The following is a 16,062-nucleotide window of genomic DNA, read 5'->3' on the forward strand; positions in this document are numbered from 1 at the left end:
CATGCTGGCCAATGCTGGACTTGGCGGAGATGCTGATGATTACAGTGCGCCGGAGGGCTTTCGCTCTGGGTTCGTTTCCATTGTGGGGCGTCCGAATACCGGTAAGTCCACGCTGACCAATTCCCTGGTGGGCGAGAAGATCGCTATTACCGCTAACCAGCCGGAAACCACGCGTCATCCAGTCCGAGGTGTAGTCCACCGCGAGAACTGTCAGATCGTTGTCGTGGATACGCCAGGTCTGCACAAGCCACGCACGCTGCTCGGTGAGCGCCTGAATGACATGGTTCAGGAGACTTACTCCGATGTGGACTTGGTCGCGATGGTCGTGCCTGCCGACGAGAAAATTGGCCCCGGTGACCGCTGGATTTACGAGAACGTCTCCAAAGGTTGCAAGAACATCATGGGCATTGTGTCCAAGGTGGATAAGGTCTCGCGCGACACCATTATTGAGCGCCTTATCGAGCTGCAGGAGTTGCTCGGTCCGGATGCCGAGCTGGTGCCACTGTCGTCGAAGTCCGGCGAGAACATCAACACGCTGATTGATGTCATGGCTTCCCAGTTGCCGGAGGGACCGCGCTTGTACCCGAAGGGGCACATCACCGATGAGGATCTGCACACCCGGATGGCAGAGCTCATCCGCGAGGCGGCCCTCGGCGGTCTGCGCGATGAGTTGCCGCATTCCGTGGCAGTCCAGATCGATGAGGTGCTGCCAAACCAGGATCGCGAAGGCGTCCTGGATGTCCACGCCGTTATCTATGTCGAGCGTTCGGGGCAGAAGTCCATCCTCATGGGGCGCGACGGTCGACGCATGGGCACCACCATTCACAAAGCTCGTAAGGAACTCATTGCGCTGCTCGGTCAGAATGTTTACCTTGACCTGCGCGTGAAGGTGCTGAAGGACTGGCAGTCGGACCCGAAGCAGCTGGGCAAGTTGGGATTCTAAAAAGTTGGTCGAGCCGTATCGCGACCGTGCGCTGGTCGTACGCCGCTACGACCTCGGCGAAGCCGACCGCATCATCGTCCTTTTCACCCGCGACCACGGCCTAGTCCGCGGTGTCGCCAAAGGCGTGCGCCGCGCGAAGAGCCGCTTCGGCTCCCGCCTCTCACCATTCGTCGACGTGGATGTCAACATCTACCCACGCCGAGGACTGTCCACTATCGCAGGCGCAGATACCGTGCGCACGTGGGCAGCACCGCTTGTCGACGACTATGCGCGCTACACCTGTGCGTGTGCAGTCCTGGACGTCGCCGAACGCATTGTCGGCGAGGAGCAAGTGCCGGCTCCCGAATTGTGGGATCTCACCACCCAATCGCTCGACGACGTTGCGGCCGGTCGCCATCGCCCCGATTTGTTGCTGACCTCCTACATCCTGCGAGCAATGGCGCAGGCAGGTTGGCAGCCAAGCCTCTTTGAATGCGCAGGCTGCGGCAAAGCCGGCCCTCACCACGCGTTTTCTCCCGCACTGGGCGGAGCAGTGTGCACCAACTGCAGGCCACCGGGTGCAGATACTCCGCCGACCGAGGTTCTGCATCTGATGTGGCAGCTTGCTCATGAGCAATGGGCGGGCATCGATACGTCGTCAAGCGAATTCGAGGGACGAATGGCGACGGCGCGTACCCTAACGGCGAAGTACCTGCAGTACTACCTGGGCCGCCGGGTGCCGGCGCTGGAACATGTGGATGCTTTTTGGCAGTAAACGTCAGCGGTGGGGCACAATAGGAAGCGTGTTGAATCCTCCTGTACCGCAGCAATTCGTGCCCAATCACATCGCGCTCGTGATGGACGGCAATGGTAGATGGGCCGAACAGCGTGGGCTCAAACGCACCGAGGGGCACAAGCGTGGTGAGGCCGTGCTGATGGAGTGCGTCGATGCTTGTTTGGAGATGGGCGTCAAGCACCTGTCGGCTTACGCATTTTCCACTGAGAATTGGCGTCGTTCGGTCGATGAGGTCCGATTCCTCATGGGCTTTAATCGCGATGTGCTGCGTCGACGTCGTGATGAGCTGGATTCGAAGAACGTTCGCGTGCGTTGGGCAGGGCGTCGCCCGCGACTGTGGCGCTCGGTGATTAAGGAACTTGAGATTGCCGAGGAACAGACGAAGGACAATGACGCGCTAACTCTGTATATGTGCGTCAACTACGGTGGTCGCGCTGAAATTGTTGATGCTGCTAGAGAGATTGCTCGTCAGGCAGCAGCGGGGGAGCTCAGCGAATATGACTTGACCGAGAAGTCTTTCGCACAGTTCCTGGATGAGCCGACTATGCCGGATGTTGATCTGTTCTTGCGTCCGTCGGGCGAGCAGCGCACGTCCAACTTCTTGATCTGGCAGTCCGCCTATGCGGAGATGGTCTATCAAGACAAGCTTTTCCCGGATTTCGGTCGGGATGACATGCGCGCCGCAGTGGTGGAGTACGCAAAGCGCGACCGTAGGTTCGGCAAGGCCTAGAGCCGATATTTTTTTAGGGGGGGGAGGGAGCCCGGGCTACTTCTTCTGGCAGTCCCTGCACAGGCCGAAGACCTCAGCAGTGTGCCCGGTCAGATTAAAACCGTGCTCCTCCGCAAGGCTGTGCGCCCACTGCTCGACAGGGCCGCCGGCGACTTCAACGGTGCTGCCGCAATCGGTGCAGACCAGGTGATGATGGTGGTGGTCACCGCACAGCCGGTACAGAGCCTCTCCGGAGGCATTGTGCAGAACATCGACAATGTCCATTTCTGCAAGGGACTGGAGCGTCCGATAGACCGTCGTCAAGCCGACCTTGTCCCCACGTTCCGTCAGCGACTTATGAATGTCAGCAGCGGAGCGAAAATTAGGGGCCTCACTCATAATCGACACGACGGCGCGGCGTTGGCGAGTACTGCGCTGGCCGATGCGGGTTGCGGCCGGCCGCGCGGAGGCGTGTGCCCCGGTGCTAGCGGGGGAGCCCGTACCACGTGGGTTTTCGCCAGAACTAACTTCGTGCATATCTTCGCCAGCCATGTAACCGACACTACCCGGTATCGGTTGGACAAGATGCGCTAGAGTATAGGGGAACTTTTAACTGGCCTGTTGGGGTCAGTACATTTTGCTTTTCATTATGTCGTTCGCCGCACGGAACGGGCTGAATTGTGTGCCCGGAAAAGGCGTGTGGTGTGCGATGCGAAGCCATTTATAAGGAGTGGTCTAGACCGTGGCACCTAAGTCAGTTGTCGATACCGTCGCCAACCTGTGTAAGCGCAGGGGGTTCGTTTACCCGTGTGGTGAAATTTACGGCGGTACCCGCTCGGCATGGGATTACGGTCCCCTGGGTGTGGAGCTGAAGGAAAACATCAAGCGCCAGTGGTGGAAGACCTTCGTCACCGGCCGTAAGGATGTCGTCGGCCTGGATTCCTCCATTATCCTGCCGCGCCAGGTCTGGGAAGCTTCCGGCCACGTCGCTACCTTCACCGACCCGCTGGTGGAGTCCCTGCACACCCACAAGCGCTACCGCGCTGACCACCTGCTGGAGGCCTACGAGGCCAAGCACGGTCACCCGCCGGCCAATGGTTTGGCAGACGTTCCGGACCCGGAGACCGGTCAGCCGGGCAACTGGACCGAGCCGCAGATGTTCTCCGGTCTGATGAAGACCTTCCTCGGCCCGGTCGACAATGAGCAGGGCCTGCACTACATGCGCCCGGAGACCGCTCAGGGTATCTTCGTCAACTTCAAGAACGTTATGACCACGGCTCGCCTGAAGCCACCGTTCGGTATCGGCCAGACCGGTAAGGCATTCCGCAACGAGATCACCCCGGGTAACTTCATCTTCCGTACCCGCGAGTTCGAACAGATGGAGATCGAGTACTTCGTCGCACCGGACCAGGCGGAAGAGAAGTTCGATGAGTGGGTCGACGCCTGCTGGAACTGGTTCATTGACCTGGGCGTTAACCCGGAGAACATGCGTCAGTTCGACGTTCCGAAGGACGAGCGCGCTCACTACTCTGCACGCACGATTGACTTCGAGTACCGCTTCCACTTCCAGGGCAACGAGTGGGGCGAGCTGATGGGTGTCGCCAACCGTACGGACTACGACCTCGGCTGCCACATCGAGCACTCCAAGGAAGACCTGCGTTACCACGACCAGGTCACCGGCGAAAAGTACGTTCCGTACGTCATTGAGCCGTCCTTCGGTCTGACCCGCGCCCTGATGGCCTTCCTGTGTGATGCCTACACCGAGGAAGAGGTGCCGAACGCAAAGGGCGGCACCGACACCCGTACTGTGCTGAAGCTGGACCCGCGTCTGTCGCCGGTTAAGGTTGCTGTTTTGCCGCTGTCGAAGAAGGACACCCTGACTCCGACTGCTGAGGCTGTCGCCGACAAGCTGCGCCAGTACTGGGCCGTCGATTACGACACCTCCGGTGCTATCGGCCGTCGTTACCGTCGCCAGGATGAGATCGGTACTCCGTTCTGTGTCACCGTTGACTTCGATACTCTCGAGGACAACGCTGTGACCGTCCGTGACCGCGACACCATGGAGCAGGAGCGCGTCAAGATTGACGAGCTGGAAGGCTACCTCGCAGCTCGCCTGGTGGGCTGCTAATGGCCGAAGAAGTTTTTTGGGAATCCTATAGTCTCGGCGACGGTTCTCGGGAAAAATCCGAGCAAACCTGGCCGATTCTGAAGGAAAGCACCGAAGTCGGCACGTACATCCGTGATGAGCAGGGCGATCGCCTCAACACCCCGGAAGGGGAGTGGGTCATTGACGCCTCTGCTAATCACCGTGTTTCCGCCACGCTTCCCGACGGCCGCGTGTTCTCGACCGTTGCTGCTGACCGTGACAAGATTTCGCGAGCCAAGCAGCTTTCAGTGACCTTTGGGCCGGAGCGTCCTGAAGGCAAGCTGGTGTGCGAGGGATCGACGAACTACGTCATCGAGAATGCGAAGACCGGCGAGAAGTGGGGCCAGTTTACCGGTGCGTCCCGTGGCGTGCGCCACGCAGAGGTGCAGTTCGACACCGATGAGGGCCGTGCGCTGCCGGAAGAGGAGAAGATCTTCCTGGTCTACAGTGCTCGTCGAGTGCTGGAGTCCCGCATGGTTTCCTCTACCTGGATTCTCACTGTCTGCTTGCTCTTGCTGATTGCCTATATGATTTGGGTGTGGATCGTGTAGCAACTATTGCAGACGGCGTCGTTTACGACGAGTACAAAAAGACCCTGTCCGACGGCTGGAGCTGTCAGGTCGGGGTCTTTAGTGCTTTCTGGATCACCTCGCCACAAGGGCGTGGCTGGCAGGTGAAAGCCCGCTTTTTTAGCACGAACGCGCTAGTGATGACGAATCCGGATGAGGGGGATTCTTTCGTCCTAAACAGAGAAGGACGGGGAATTCGCACGGTCTTCGACATCGAACGGCCAGGCTATGAGCTCGCCCGAATCGTCAGAGAGGACAGCCTAGGCCGAGGGGTATTTGGTGTCTATGCCCAGAAAGGAGACTTCCGGGGGAGTTTCGAAGACTGGCTGATTGCCGCCGCTCTGGCGACGTGGTCTGTGGATGGACCACGCCAGATGCGAATTTAGGCGGGAATCTAGAAGCCCATTGTGCTGCCGGAGCCGCCTGGTCGGCTCGAACCTCCGCCGAAACCGCCGAATCCGCCGATACTGCCACCAAAGCCGCTGTTGTTGCTGAGCATGCTGCCTAGCACCATGCCGGCGACCATCGAACCGTTGCTGCCGCCACCGCGGCGCTGATCCTGGTAGCGGCGGATGTCACGGCGGGCCAAGTCAGCGGCCTCAGCCGCGAGCTTGCGCGCACGACGTGCGTAGGCCAAAGCCTTTCGCGGATCGTCGTTGGCGAAGCCCTGAGCAGAGCCGTAAGCACGCTGCGCCTCTGCGAGGCGAGTGCGAGCCTCAGCGCCAACCACACGGCGGCGGGTAGCAATTAAGTCAGCCGCGGCGCGAATGTGATTGTCGGCATCCTGCATGCTGTGCTGCAAAGTAGCGGTAGCGCGGGCGAACGACGCGGCCTTATCTCGAGCGGAGTCGAGGGCTTCGTCGAGCAGCTCATCGGCATCGGTCAGTGCGGTCCAGGAACTCAGTGGATCCACTTCGGACTTATTGGCTGCCACACCGAGTGCTTCGCGGCCTGCTTCGATGGCTGCATTGAGACGCTCGCGGTTGATGTTGGCGCCTTGCGGTGCCGACATCAGGTGCGAGGCCTCATCGATTTCACCCCGGACCTCGGCGATAAGGGAAGCCAGCCCCGCGACTGCAGCGTGAATATCGCTATCGGCGTGTTCAATGGCCTCCAGAAGACTCTCTGCCTGTGTGAGCGCAAAGTCGGTGGCCGACAGTGCATCAATCAGACCACCTTGCTCACCGGCGGGTAGGTCCGCGATGCGGCGGGCCTCAGTCATTGACTGGTCAGCCTGATTCAGGTGCTCCGTGGCCATGTCGATATTGTCGGTCACAGAGCTGAGCATCTGCTCTTCGTAACGTGCGCGCAGACCGTCGAGAATTTCGCCGGCACGCGGCATACGTGAGCGCAGCTCGACGCTTCGCTGAGTGAGCTTTGAAATGGTCGCTTCAGCATTCATTAACTCCTGGCGGAGTTTCTGGAAGTTTGCGGCCTCGCCGTCGAGCTGGTCATCCGCAACACCACAGGTGGAGATAATCTCCAGTAGGACACTGCGGCGCTCGATTTCGTCGGTCACGGAGCCGTCGTCAAGCTGTTGGCGAAGTGCAAACGCGCGCTCGAGCGTGGACTGAGAGTGCTTCAGTGCGTTGTCGAAGCTGCGGATGCGTTCGGTGCCGAACTCAGCGCGAGCGAGGTCGAGCTCGGTGTTGGCCTTGCGAATGGACTCATCGGTACTGACAATCTCATCGTGCGCAAGAACATCGAGCGAGCTGGTGCTCAGCGAGTCCAGCGAAGAGACATCCCTGGGGTCGATGTTGCGGCCACGAGCGATCTCCTCCTCATCGCGCTTCTTCTTATTGCGACGGCCCACGGCCCAGGTGGCGCCACCGACAACGGCGGCACCACCGAGGCCGGCACCGAGCGCCCACCCACCGGCGGAGCCGCTGCCACCGCCTGCCTCGGCGATGGCAGCTTCACCCGCAGCTGCCCAGTTGTCATCCTCTAACAACTGCCCTTGAGCTGCCCTGTTGATGGCCTCCGCGTTGCGGGGGAAGGAGTCTCCGACGAAAGCGCCGAGGTTTCGGTCTTCCACAGCGACGACGATGACACCGCGGTTGTCGGCAGCTCCGAGGTGTTCCCAGGCCTGCTGTGCCCACTGCTGGCCCTGAATGCTGTCGAAGCTCTTGATATAAAACACCGAGAACAGGAGTCGCTTGTCGGTCTTGAGTTGCTGAATCTGCTCCTTCAGACGAGCTTCATCGCCGCCGCTCAGCACACCTGCGAGATCAGCCACCTCGCCCGACACATCTGTCGGTGCCTCGGCGTGCGACAGTGGTGCTGACGGTGCGAGTGCCAGCAGCGAAGCAGGTGCGTGAACCGGTGGCTGTGCCGGTAGCGCGGCAGTAATTAGCGGCATGCTCAGGCCGAGGAAAGCACCCGATGCAGCAAGGTAAAGGGGGCGAAACACGCGATTCCTGTCAGACATATCTACAAGGATACGTAACAATAATCACGTGGCCGGTAAATTTTCGTATTCATCTTTTGAACTCGCCCGTATTGTCGAGGAGTCTCCGAAGCAGTCATTGCTGCCCGGGGTGCAGTCCTTGGAAACCCACCGGGCGGCGTTTGCACGAGATCGCGCCCGCGTCCTGCACTCCGCAGCGCTGCGCAGGCTGGCTGACAAAACCCAGGTTGTGGGGCCAGGGGAGGGCGATACTCCCCGCACACGCCTGACTCACTCGCTGGAGGTCGCGCAGATTTCCCGCGGAATCGCCAGCGAGTTGGGTGCAGATGAGGATCTCGCAGAGCTGGCCGGCCTGACCCATGACATCGGGCATCCGCCGTATGGCCACAACGGCGAGCGCGCCCTCAACGAGATTGCCGCTGGGTGCGGCGGGTTTGAGGGCAACGCGCAGACGCTGCGTATTCTCACTCGCCTCGAGCCGAAGGCGCTCGATGGTACAGGTGAGCCCTGCGGACTCAATCTCACTCGGGCGGCGCTCGATGCGGCTTGTAAGTACCCGTGGACACCGATCGGTCCCGATGGTCAGCTCCGCCACAAGTACGGGGCCTACCAGGAAGATGCTGCGATTCTGCAGTGGATTCGCCAGGGCGTTCCGCACGGCAAGCAGTGTCTTGAGGCGCAGATTATGGACTGGTCTGACGATGTCGCCTATTCCGTCCACGATGTCGAGGATGGCATCGTCTCTGGCCGCGTTGACCTGGGTGTTCTGTGGGACACGGTGGAACTGGCCGCGCTCGCTGACAAGGGCGCTGCCGCATTTGGTGGCGATCCAGCGGAGCTCGTCGAGGCTGCCGGGCGTCTTGCCAGCTTGCCGGTGGTATCAGCTGCGGCGTCCTATGATGGTTCGCTGCGCTCGCTGGTCGCGCTGAAACGGATGACCTCGGAGCTGGTCGGCCGTTTCGTCACGGCTTCCGTCGCGGGTACGCGTGCTGCCTCCGGGTCGACGCTTCCGCTCGGGCGTTACGACGCGGACCTCGCCGTGCCCAGCTCGATTCTGGCGGAGGTCACCATGCTGAAGACCATCGCCGTGCTGTATGTGATGGATCTTCCGCGTCATATTCGCCGTCAGGAGCGTGAACGCGATCGTCTTTTCCGGGTGGCCGAGTATCTGCAGGAAGGTGCTCCAGGGACGCTTGATCCGATGTTCCAGTGGCTCTATTCCCGGGCGGAGAGTGACCAAGCGCGGCTGCGGGTTATCGTTGATCAGCTAGCGTCGATGACGGAATCGCGTGTAGAGCGGCTTGATCGCCAGATTGCTGGTGTGGCCGCGGCGTGGGGATAGTTGTCTACTCCTCCGCGTCAGGAATTTCGCAGAAGCTCTCGTAGTGGTCGTCGGTGTAGTACCAGACATCCGGATCGTTTTCGGAACCGCCGCCGACAACGATGCGGCGTGCACCGCGGCTGGAATTGCCCGGGGTGGTCACGGTGTATTCGCGGTAGTAGTCACCGCGCTCCTTCGGCAGGCGTCCCTCGTAGTTGCCGAAGTGCTTGCCGTCGTGCTGCGAGTAGATGTGGTCCTGGTCGGTCAGGATGCGGTCGATAACATCGTCGGCCTCCTGCGGCAGGGTATCTACTGCGCAGGTGGCACCCTTTGTGCCAGCCTTGTTGCTGCCCGAGTTGGGGCCAGGTTTAGGGCCTGGTTTCGCGCTGGAGGCAGTGGAATCCTGCGACCCCTGTGAGTTCTCGGATGCCGTAGAGTTCTGGTCTCCGCCATCGAGCCCGAAATAACTACCAGCCAGCACCAGGGCGGCAGCGCCTACGCCGCTCGCAATCTTCTTCCACTCAGCCATGGCTAGTATCTTTCCATATCTGTCGCCGCCGGCACGTTTTTGGGTTGAGCGCGGGCGGCTCGTCGGCAAGCGAAACCTCTACGGCGGAGTCGATTGGACGGGTTGGGTAAGGTTATTTTCATGGCTAGGGGAAGAATTCCGGACTCCGATATCGCGGCAATCCGCGAACGGACTCCGATTGAGGAGATCGTTGCAGAATACGTGAACCTCAAACCGGCTGGCGCGGATTCTCTGAAAGGGCTATCGCCTTTTAAAGACGAGCGCACGCCGTCGTTCCACGTACGCCCCAATCATGGCTACTACCACTGCTTTTCCACCGGCAAGGGCGGTGATGTATTCAGCTTCCTCATGGAGATGGAACACCTGTCTTTCCCGGAGGCTGTCGAAGCCTGTGCGGAGAAAATTGGCTTCCACATTAACTATGAGGGCGGCGGCACGGGCCGTCGCGAGGAACCGGGAACCCGACAGCGTCTCATCGCCGCAAACCGCGAGGCACAGAAGTTCTACCGCGAACAGTTCTCCACGCCAGCGGCAGCGCCCGCGCGCGAGTTTCTGGAAAACCGCGGCTTCACCGCCGAGCACGCGGCCCAGTTCGGCTGTGGTTACTCGCCAGCCGGCTGGGACACTCTAACCAAGCACCTGCAGCGCCTGGGCTTTAGCTTCGAGGAGCTGGATAAGGCGGGTCTTTCCAAGATGGGGCGCATGGGGCCGATCGATCGTTTTCACCGTCGTCTCATGTGGCCGATCCGCAATATGTCCGGCGATGTCATCGGTTTTGGTGCCCGCAAGCTTTTCGACGATGACAATCTGGGCAAGTACATGAACACGCCCGAGACCATGCTGTACAAGAAGTCCAAGGTCCTTTTCGGCTTGGATCTGGCAAAGAAGGACATTGCCACTGGTCATCAGGCTGTAATCGTGGAGGGCTACACTGACGTCATGGCCATGCACGCCTCAGGCGTGACCACGGCCGTCGCGTCCTGCGGTACCGCTTTCGGCGAGGAACACCTCCAGCTGCTGCGCCGTCTCATGCTCGACGACAACTTCTTCCGCGGCGAACTCATCTACACCTTCGACGGCGACGAGGCAGGACAGAAGGCCGCCATGCGCGCCTTCGAGGGGGAGCAGAACTTCACCGGCCAGTCCTACGTCGCGGTCGCGCCGGACGGCATGGATCCGTGCGATCTGCGCCAGAAGAAGGGCGAGGCCGCAGTGCGCGATCTCGTTGCTTCACGACGGCCATTGATCGAATTTGTCCTCCGCACACTTCTGGCCGACTATGACCTGACCACCGCTAATGGCAGGGTCTCCGGGCTGCGCCGAGTGGTGCCTGTCCTGGCCCAGCTCAAGGACGCGGCGCTGCGCGATGAGTATGCCCGCGAAGTTGCCGGCTGGATTGGCTGGAATGATGAAGCCGAGCTTGTGCAGCGCGTCCGCGAGGAGGCCAGTCGGCCACAGAATGAAAAGCGCACTCCCTACCAGCGTCGCCAAGAAGAGGCCCGGGCCCGTGAAGAGGCGGAGGAAGCGCGGCGCCGGCGCAACCCGGCACTGCCGTATCCAAACCCGCGGGACCCTGTGCTTTATGCGCAGCGTGAGGCCCTCAAGCTGGCAATTCAAGAGCCCGCCACCACCGGCCCGGTATTCGATGCGCTCGCACCCGAGACCTTTGGGCATCCGACCTACCGGGCGGTATTCGATGCCATCATGGCTGCAGGTGGTGCCTGCGGGGAAGCGGCCACACAGCCACATAGTTGGGCGACCGCAATTATGGATCAGGCGCGGGAGGACGTCGTCAAGCATCTCGTGACTGAGCTGGGCGTGGAGCAAATCGCCGTCGATGCAGAGACGCTGCGCCCGTATGCGCAGGCGATTCTGGCGCGGTTGCAGGAGGTGTGGGTCGGTGACCAAATTGCACAGCTGAAGGCGATGCTCTCACGAATGCGCCCCTCAGACGACGAAACCGCCTACAACTCGCTGTTCGCGGACCTGCTCGCGATGGAGCAGTACCGCCGCGAACTGCAAGCAGAGGCGGTCAAGGTCGTGTTTGAGTAGCTAGTGGCTAGCGACTAGTAGCCGCGGCGAATCCACTCTTCCAAGTGCGGAGCCTCGCGGCCAATCGTCGTGTGGTCGCCATGACCCGTGCGGACAGTCGTTTCCGCAGGCAGAGTCAGCAGATTGTCGCGGATGGAGTTAATAATCGTGTCGAAATCCGAGTAGGACCGACCGGTCGCCCCCGGACCGCCGGAAAACAGCGTGTCACCAGAGAACAGCTCCGCGGCCTCCGGTACGTACAGACAGCACGAGCCAGGGGAGTGGCCCGGAGTGTTAATAATGACAACCTCCGTGCCTGCAATCTCCAGGCGCTGACCGTGCGCGAGGTCCTCGTGCGCCAGGTCCGGCCAGGACTGCTCCCACAGCATCTGGTCGCCCGGGTGGACGAGCAGGGGAGCGTCGAGCTTCTCCTGCAGTTCAGGGGCCACAGTGATGTGGTCGTTGTGCGCGTGGGTGCATACAATCGCCTTTACCTTGCGGCCATCCACCGCGTCAATAATCGGCTGCGCCTCATGCGCCGCATCGATGACAATGACCTCACGGTCATCGCCGAGCACCCATACGTTGTTGTCTACGTCCCACGTGCCACCATCGAGCGAGAACGTGCCCGACGTGAGAACGTGGTCGACCCTCAAACCCTTGTTCACAGCGTCACCACCGATCGCAGTACCTTACCGGCCTTCATGGTTTCGAAGGCCTCGTCAACATCCTCAATGCCAATGCGCTCCGTCACGAAGCCCTCTAATGGCAGGCGGTTCTGCAACGACAGATCCACCAGCATCGGGAAGTCGCGCTCTGGTAGGCAGTCGCCGTACCAGGACGACTTCAACGCACCACCGCGGCTAAACACATCCGCCAGCGGGATGTCCAGCTCCATTGTCGGCGCCGGAACACCGACCAGAACAACGCGTCCAGCCAGGTCACGGGCGTAGAACGCCTGCTTGTAGGTTTCCGGACGGCCGACCGCATCAATCACGACATCAGCACCGAAACCGTCGGTCAGCTCACGCACTCGCTTAACGACGGGATCCTCTTCCCCGGTGCCCTTATCGCTCTTAGCCAGCTCCGCAGAGTTAATGGTCTCGGTCGCGCCGAATTCGCGGGCGGTATCCAGCTTCTCGTCCGAGATGTCGATGGCAATAATCTTGCTAGCGCCGGCCAGCTTGGCACCGGCGATAGCGGCCGTACCAACGCCACCGCAGCCGATGACGGCTACCGATTCACCGCGCTTAACCTCGCCGGTGTTAATAGCCGCACCGATGCCGGCCATGACACCGCAGCCCAGCAGGCCCGCAACGGCCGGATCGGCTGCCGAATCGACCTTGGTGCACTGGCCCTCGTGGACGAGGGTGGCATCCGCAAAAGCGCCGATTCCAAGTGCCGGGGTGAGGACGGTGCCGTCGGCAAGCGTCATGGGCTTGGAGGCGTTGAAAGTGCTAAAGCAGTACTGTGGCTCACCGCGCTTGCAGGCGCGGCACTCGCCACAGACGGCGCGCCAATTGAGGACAACGAAATCGCCGACGGCAACATGCGTGACCTCTTCGCCAATCTCGGAGACCACGCCTGCGGCCTCGTGGCCGAGGAAGAACGGGTACTCGTCGGTGATATCGCCGTCGCGGTAAGCCAGGTCTGTATGGCAGACGCCGCAGGCCTGGATGTCGACAATGACATCGTTCGGGCCCGGGGACGGGATGTGGATATCAGTAAGTTCTACAGGTGCGCCTTTTTCGCGGGCGATAACGCCGCGCACAACGCGTGCGGTTTGCTCGGTGTTTTCGGTTCCGTTGGTTTGTTCAGACATAAGCCCCATCGTATGAGCGCGGTATGAAAAGTGCATGATGGAAAGCATTTTCAGTACTGGTAGGAGCTTTGTGGGCGCTGTGTGAGGTTGCGTGGATTGTGTGGATTGCGTGGCTCTGAGAACTCACAACGGTGTCATGACGTGTGGGAAAAGAAGGTATAAATTGACCTTTGACCTGGCGATTTGTGAGTTTCAAGGGGTCTGGGTAAAGTATCTATCCGTCGCAAGGAACGGCATGGCCGAAGTTCGGTTTAGCCGGTTCTGTGCGGTGGATATTCCTCCATAGCTCAATGGCAGAGCATTCGACTGTTAATCGAAGGGTTGCTGGTTCGAGTCCAGCTGGAGGAGCAATTAAGCCAGGTCAGAGAGTTTTTCTCTGGCCTGGTTTTCGTTTAAGAAGACGAAGAAGACAAAAACAGACAGAAAATAATCCAAGCCCTAGGAAAGTCGGAAAAGCGTGTCTGGGCGGTGCGTCGCCGGTGGGCACCTTTCGCCACTTACCCCAGTGCGAGTTACTGACTGCGTTTATGGCTGATGGCGTTGGGTGGATGCGAGTTACTGACTGCGTTTATGTCAAAAATGGCTCGAAAAATGGTCTGAAAGTGTCATAAACTCACACAGTTTCACATTTGCAGCCCATAATTTTTCGGGGTTGTCAGTTTTGCTACTTAACCCACTCTATGGTCGGGGGATTTTTGCTCTTGCGGGCGTGACTCGATTCTCCACTGAGGAGGGGAGATCCAGCATTTTTGGAGGTCATCTCACGTAACCTGGGACGCATGAGGCTCGACAATATAACCCGCCCCTTGCTGGCGTCCTTTTTCGCCGCGGTCGCGTGGAGTGTTTTAGGTGGGCTAATCTTGCCGGAGCCCAATCTCGCCTACGACGAAGGAATTGCGTCGTGGATTGTGTCCATGTTGGTCTCAGTAATGCTGGTTGGAGCAATAGCCGTTTTCGCCGGTGATGGGTCGTTGGCTCGGGGGATGGCCAGCGCGCGGAGCATTGTCGCAGCAGCTACCGGTGCAGGAATTGCCGCGCTTGGCGATCTGGCATTCCTATTTCTCACCACGCCGCCCGATGGCCAGGACGGCCTGGTCGTCGCCTATGTTGTGTTCTTTTACATCCCGCTACTATTTCTCGGCGGATGGGCCGCTAGTGCCGCGATTAATCGGATGCGTAGGTGGTACCGGCAAGTGAAGAAAGAAAGAGAGGCCTAGCTGGCGGCCGTGAGTTAGGCCTCTAACTTTGGAGCCGCCAGCGCCTGGTGCGTCAGGTTAAGGCCGACCATCGTAACCTGCCAGGCGCGGAGGGCGTTTTTTTTGGGGGGTGTCCCTATGTTTTTGTCAAGTGCCAGACCGATGTTGACGAGCACAGTCTTGGGAGTAGTTTCTTAGGCGTGCCTAGGAGCCGGCCAGCGTGTGCTGGTCGGCTTCGTCTTTGGGGCTTTATGCGGCGACGGGGCGTGGCGGGATTTCGCGGAAGAACTCCTTGTTTTTCAGCATCGCGTAGATGACATTGCATCGGCGTCGTGCCAGGCAGATGACTGCTGCGTTGTGGCGTTTTCCTTCAGCGCGTTTGCGTTCGTAATACCGCCGTGACGGTTCGTGGCTGCGGATAACTGCGAATGCGGAGTAGAACAAGGCGTTTTTCAGTCGTTTATTGCCTGACCGTGCCGGGAATTCACCTCTGATCGACGAACCGGATCGTCTAGTCACGGGTGCTATTCCAGCATAAGCAGCTAAGTGGCCAGCACTAGCGAAGTCGGAGCCATCACCGATCGCAAGAAGGATCTGCGCTGCGGTCTTGATGCCGACTCCGGGCATACTCATCAAGACCTCACAAAGAGGGAAATCAGCGAGCATCTCTTCAACCTGCTCAGCAATGGTGTTTCGTTGCTCTTTGAGGGCCTGGATGTTTGCAGCCAGTTGAGGAATTACTAACTCGGCGGCATCGCTTCCAGGCACGGTGACTGTTTGAGCTTTCAGCGCTGTAAAAATGTCGTCTACCAGCGGGGTGGGGTCTTTACGTGTGCGCTTGATCATCCAGTTCAACACTCGTTGGTATCCGGCTCTTTTTAGCCCCTGCGGTCCCTTGTAATGGATCAATAATTCCAGGATCGGCGTGCGAGTCAGGGTGCTACCAGCAAAAACTCGTTCCAGGCTGGGGTAGATCTGGGTGAGGACACTGCGAAGCCGATTGACAGTGCGAGTGCAATCGCGGGCGATGTCATCATCGAAGCCGGACAGCATCTTTAGGGCGGAGAGTACCTCATCATTGCGGTCGACGGCACGTAGCGTGTGGGGCATTGTGCGGGCGGTGTCGGCGATGATGAATGCGTCGCGTTTGTCTGTTTTTGCACGTCCCGGATAGAGATCTGCAGCTTTGCGCATCGCAAGACCTGGCAGGTATCCGACTTCGCAACCGCAGTCCCGGGCTACAGCAATCGGTAGTGCGCCGATGGTGTTGGGTTGGTCGACGATCACGAGCACGGTGCCAAGCTTCTGAAGCTGGTGAAAAACGCCTGCTAGTTCGGATTCGAGTTGAGGCAACGGTTTGTCGAAGACCTTGTTGCCATCACGGTCTAAGGCGCAGGCGTGGTGTTCAGATTTGCCGACGTCTAACCCAAGGAATATGTCGATGGAATGCTCCGGAGACATGATGAGCTCCTAGAAAACGAGATGGGTATGGCGTTGTTCCAGTCGCTGGTGTCATGACCTTCGTTGCAAGCACCCACGTTACAAAGAGACCTAGTTTAAAACTGGCCGTGTCCCTATCAGCTGTCATCGAAAGTCCTGGCACCCGGCGGCAAC

At 59.8% G+C, this 16,062-nt stretch carries 15 protein-coding genes and 1 tRNA gene; 10 read left to right on the forward strand and 6 right to left on the reverse strand.

The window, feature by feature from the left end; translation table 11 throughout:
* Position 1: 1 nt before the first annotated feature.
* Genes era through ADB08_RS03080 form a run of 3 tightly spaced genes read left to right on the forward strand, consistent with a single transcriptional unit; the run spans position 2 to position 2,448 of the window.
* Complete coding sequence (gene era, locus ADB08_RS03070; protein WP_042389423.1) at positions 2–943, forward strand: GTPase Era; 942 nt, start codon at positions 2–4, stop codon at positions 941–943.
* A 4-nt stretch (positions 944–947) separates the two neighbouring features.
* On the forward strand, positions 948–1,697 hold the full coding sequence (gene recO, locus ADB08_RS03075; protein ID WP_016423113.1) for a DNA repair protein RecO: 750 nt from the start codon (positions 948–950) through the stop codon (positions 1,695–1,697).
* Positions 1,681–2,448: an isoprenyl transferase gene (locus ADB08_RS03080; RefSeq protein WP_049170724.1), complete on the forward strand. Its 768-nt coding sequence runs from the start codon at positions 1,681–1,683 to the stop codon at positions 2,446–2,448. Before recO ends, ADB08_RS03080 begins: the two co-directional genes overlap by 17 nt.
* A 36-nt stretch (positions 2,449–2,484) precedes the next feature.
* Here ADB08_RS03080 and ADB08_RS03085 read toward each other — a convergent pair whose 3' ends face one another.
* Positions 2,485–2,979: a Fur family transcriptional regulator gene (locus tag ADB08_RS03085; RefSeq protein ID WP_016423111.1), complete on the reverse strand. Its 495-nt coding sequence runs from the start codon at positions 2,977–2,979 to the stop codon at positions 2,485–2,487.
* Positions 2,980–3,169: 190 nt separating this feature from the next.
* Between ADB08_RS03085 and ADB08_RS03090 the strand changes: the two genes are divergently transcribed.
* Genes ADB08_RS03090 through ADB08_RS03100 form a run of 3 tightly spaced genes read left to right on the forward strand, consistent with a single transcriptional unit; the run spans position 3,170 to position 5,528 of the window.
* The gene (locus ADB08_RS03090; protein ID WP_049170727.1) at positions 3,170–4,555 is read left to right on the forward strand and encodes a glycine--tRNA ligase; all 1,386 of its coding nucleotides are present in this window, start codon (positions 3,170–3,172) and stop codon (positions 4,553–4,555) included.
* Positions 4,555–5,124, forward strand: coding sequence for a hypothetical protein (locus tag ADB08_RS03095; RefSeq protein WP_049170730.1), 570 nt, complete (start codon positions 4,555–4,557; stop codon positions 5,122–5,124). Before ADB08_RS03090 ends, ADB08_RS03095 begins: the two co-directional genes overlap by 1 nt.
* Positions 5,112–5,528 carry a hypothetical protein gene (locus ADB08_RS03100; RefSeq protein WP_049170733.1) on the forward strand — a complete coding sequence of 139 codons (417 nt, stop codon included), beginning with the start codon at positions 5,112–5,114 and terminating at the stop codon, positions 5,526–5,528. The genes ADB08_RS03095 and ADB08_RS03100 overlap by 13 nt, the downstream gene beginning before the upstream one ends.
* Before the next feature lie 8 nt (positions 5,529–5,536).
* On the opposite strand, the gene ADB08_RS03105 is transcribed toward ADB08_RS03100, so the two are convergent.
* On the reverse strand, positions 5,537–7,570 hold the full coding sequence (locus tag ADB08_RS03105) for a TPM domain-containing protein (RefSeq protein ID WP_239660010.1): 2,034 nt from the start codon (positions 7,568–7,570) through the stop codon (positions 5,537–5,539).
* Positions 7,571–7,598: 28 nt separating this feature from the next.
* Between ADB08_RS03105 and ADB08_RS03110 the strand changes: the two genes are divergently transcribed.
* On the forward strand, positions 7,599–8,891 hold the full coding sequence (locus ADB08_RS03110; RefSeq protein ID WP_049170738.1) for a deoxyguanosinetriphosphate triphosphohydrolase: 1,293 nt from the start codon (positions 7,599–7,601) through the stop codon (positions 8,889–8,891).
* 4 nt (positions 8,892–8,895) lie between these two features.
* Here the strand turns inward: ADB08_RS03110 and ADB08_RS03115 are convergent, their stop codons facing one another.
* Positions 8,896–9,399, reverse strand: a complete 504-nt coding sequence (locus ADB08_RS03115) for a ribonuclease domain-containing protein (RefSeq protein ID WP_049170742.1) — start codon at positions 9,397–9,399, stop codon at positions 8,896–8,898.
* 120 nt (positions 9,400–9,519) lie between these two features.
* Here ADB08_RS03115 and dnaG point away from each other — a divergent pair, with 120 nt between their 5' ends.
* On the forward strand, positions 9,520–11,451 hold the full coding sequence (dnaG, locus tag ADB08_RS03120; RefSeq protein ID WP_080971472.1) for a DNA primase: 1,932 nt from the start codon (positions 9,520–9,522) through the stop codon (positions 11,449–11,451).
* Between the two features lie 14 nt (positions 11,452–11,465).
* Here the strand turns inward: dnaG and ADB08_RS03125 are convergent, their stop codons facing one another.
* Both ADB08_RS03125 and ADB08_RS03130 read right to left on the reverse strand, forming a co-directional pair.
* The gene (locus ADB08_RS03125; protein WP_049170745.1) at positions 11,466–12,098 is read right to left on the reverse strand and encodes an MBL fold metallo-hydrolase; all 633 of its coding nucleotides are present in this window, start codon (positions 12,096–12,098) and stop codon (positions 11,466–11,468) included.
* Positions 12,095–13,252 carry an S-(hydroxymethyl)mycothiol dehydrogenase gene (locus tag ADB08_RS03130; RefSeq protein WP_049170748.1) on the reverse strand — a complete coding sequence of 386 codons (1,158 nt, stop codon included), beginning with the start codon at positions 13,250–13,252 and terminating at the stop codon, positions 12,095–12,097. The genes ADB08_RS03125 and ADB08_RS03130 overlap by 4 nt, the downstream gene beginning before the upstream one ends.
* A 276-nt stretch (positions 13,253–13,528) precedes the next feature.
* Here ADB08_RS03130 and ADB08_RS03135 point away from each other — a divergent pair.
* Together ADB08_RS03135 and ADB08_RS03140 are read left to right on the forward strand one after the other, a co-directional pair.
* Positions 13,529–13,600, forward strand: a tRNA-Asn gene (locus ADB08_RS03135).
* A 431-nt stretch (positions 13,601–14,031) separates the two neighbouring features.
* Positions 14,032–14,469 carry a hypothetical protein gene (locus tag ADB08_RS03140; protein ID WP_049170750.1) on the forward strand — a complete coding sequence of 146 codons (438 nt, stop codon included), beginning with the start codon at positions 14,032–14,034 and terminating at the stop codon, positions 14,467–14,469.
* 228 nt (positions 14,470–14,697) lie between these two features.
* Here the strand turns inward: ADB08_RS03140 and ADB08_RS03145 are convergent, their stop codons facing one another.
* The gene (locus ADB08_RS03145) at positions 14,698–15,909 is read right to left on the reverse strand and encodes an IS110 family transposase (RefSeq protein WP_011273191.1); all 1,212 of its coding nucleotides are present in this window, start codon (positions 15,907–15,909) and stop codon (positions 14,698–14,700) included.
* Positions 15,910–16,062 lie beyond the last annotated feature (153 nt).

The organism is Corynebacterium sp. 239_CJEI, assembly GCF_001055995.1.
Lineage (GTDB): Bacteria > Actinomycetota > Actinomycetes > Mycobacteriales > Mycobacteriaceae > Corynebacterium > Corynebacterium jeikeium_D.

What these genes read in the sequence shown, in the direction of transcription:
- ADB08_RS03080 (WP_049170724.1), top strand. Translation starts at nt 1,681, where the DNA reads ATGCTTTTTGGCAGTAAACGTCAGCGGTGGGGCACAATAGGAAGCGTG.
- ADB08_RS03095 (WP_049170730.1), top strand. Translation starts at nt 4,555, where the DNA reads ATGGCCGAAGAAGTTTTTTGGGAATCCTATAGTCTCGGCGACGGTTCT.
- ADB08_RS03105 (WP_239660010.1), bottom strand. Translation starts at nt 7,570, where the DNA reads ATGTCTGACAGGAATCGCGTGTTTCGCCCCCTTTACCTTGCTGCATCG.
- ADB08_RS03085 (WP_016423111.1), bottom strand. Translation starts at nt 2,979, where the DNA reads ATGGCTGGCGAAGATATGCACGAAGTTAGTTCTGGCGAAAACCCACGT.
- ADB08_RS03130 (WP_049170748.1), bottom strand. Translation starts at nt 13,252, where the DNA reads ATGTCTGAACAAACCAACGGAACCGAAAACACCGAGCAAACCGCACGC.
- ADB08_RS03115 (WP_049170742.1), bottom strand. Translation starts at nt 9,399, where the DNA reads ATGGCTGAGTGGAAGAAGATTGCGAGCGGCGTAGGCGCTGCCGCCCTG.
- era (WP_042389423.1), top strand. Translation starts at nt 2, where the DNA reads ATGCTGGCCAATGCTGGACTTGGCGGAGATGCTGATGATTACAGTGCG.
- ADB08_RS03140 (WP_049170750.1), top strand. Translation starts at nt 14,032, where the DNA reads ATGAGGCTCGACAATATAACCCGCCCCTTGCTGGCGTCCTTTTTCGCC.
- dnaG (WP_080971472.1), top strand. Translation starts at nt 9,520, where the DNA reads ATGGCTAGGGGAAGAATTCCGGACTCCGATATCGCGGCAATCCGCGAA.
- ADB08_RS03145 (WP_011273191.1), bottom strand. Translation starts at nt 15,909, where the DNA reads ATGTCTCCGGAGCATTCCATCGACATATTCCTTGGGTTAGACGTCGGC.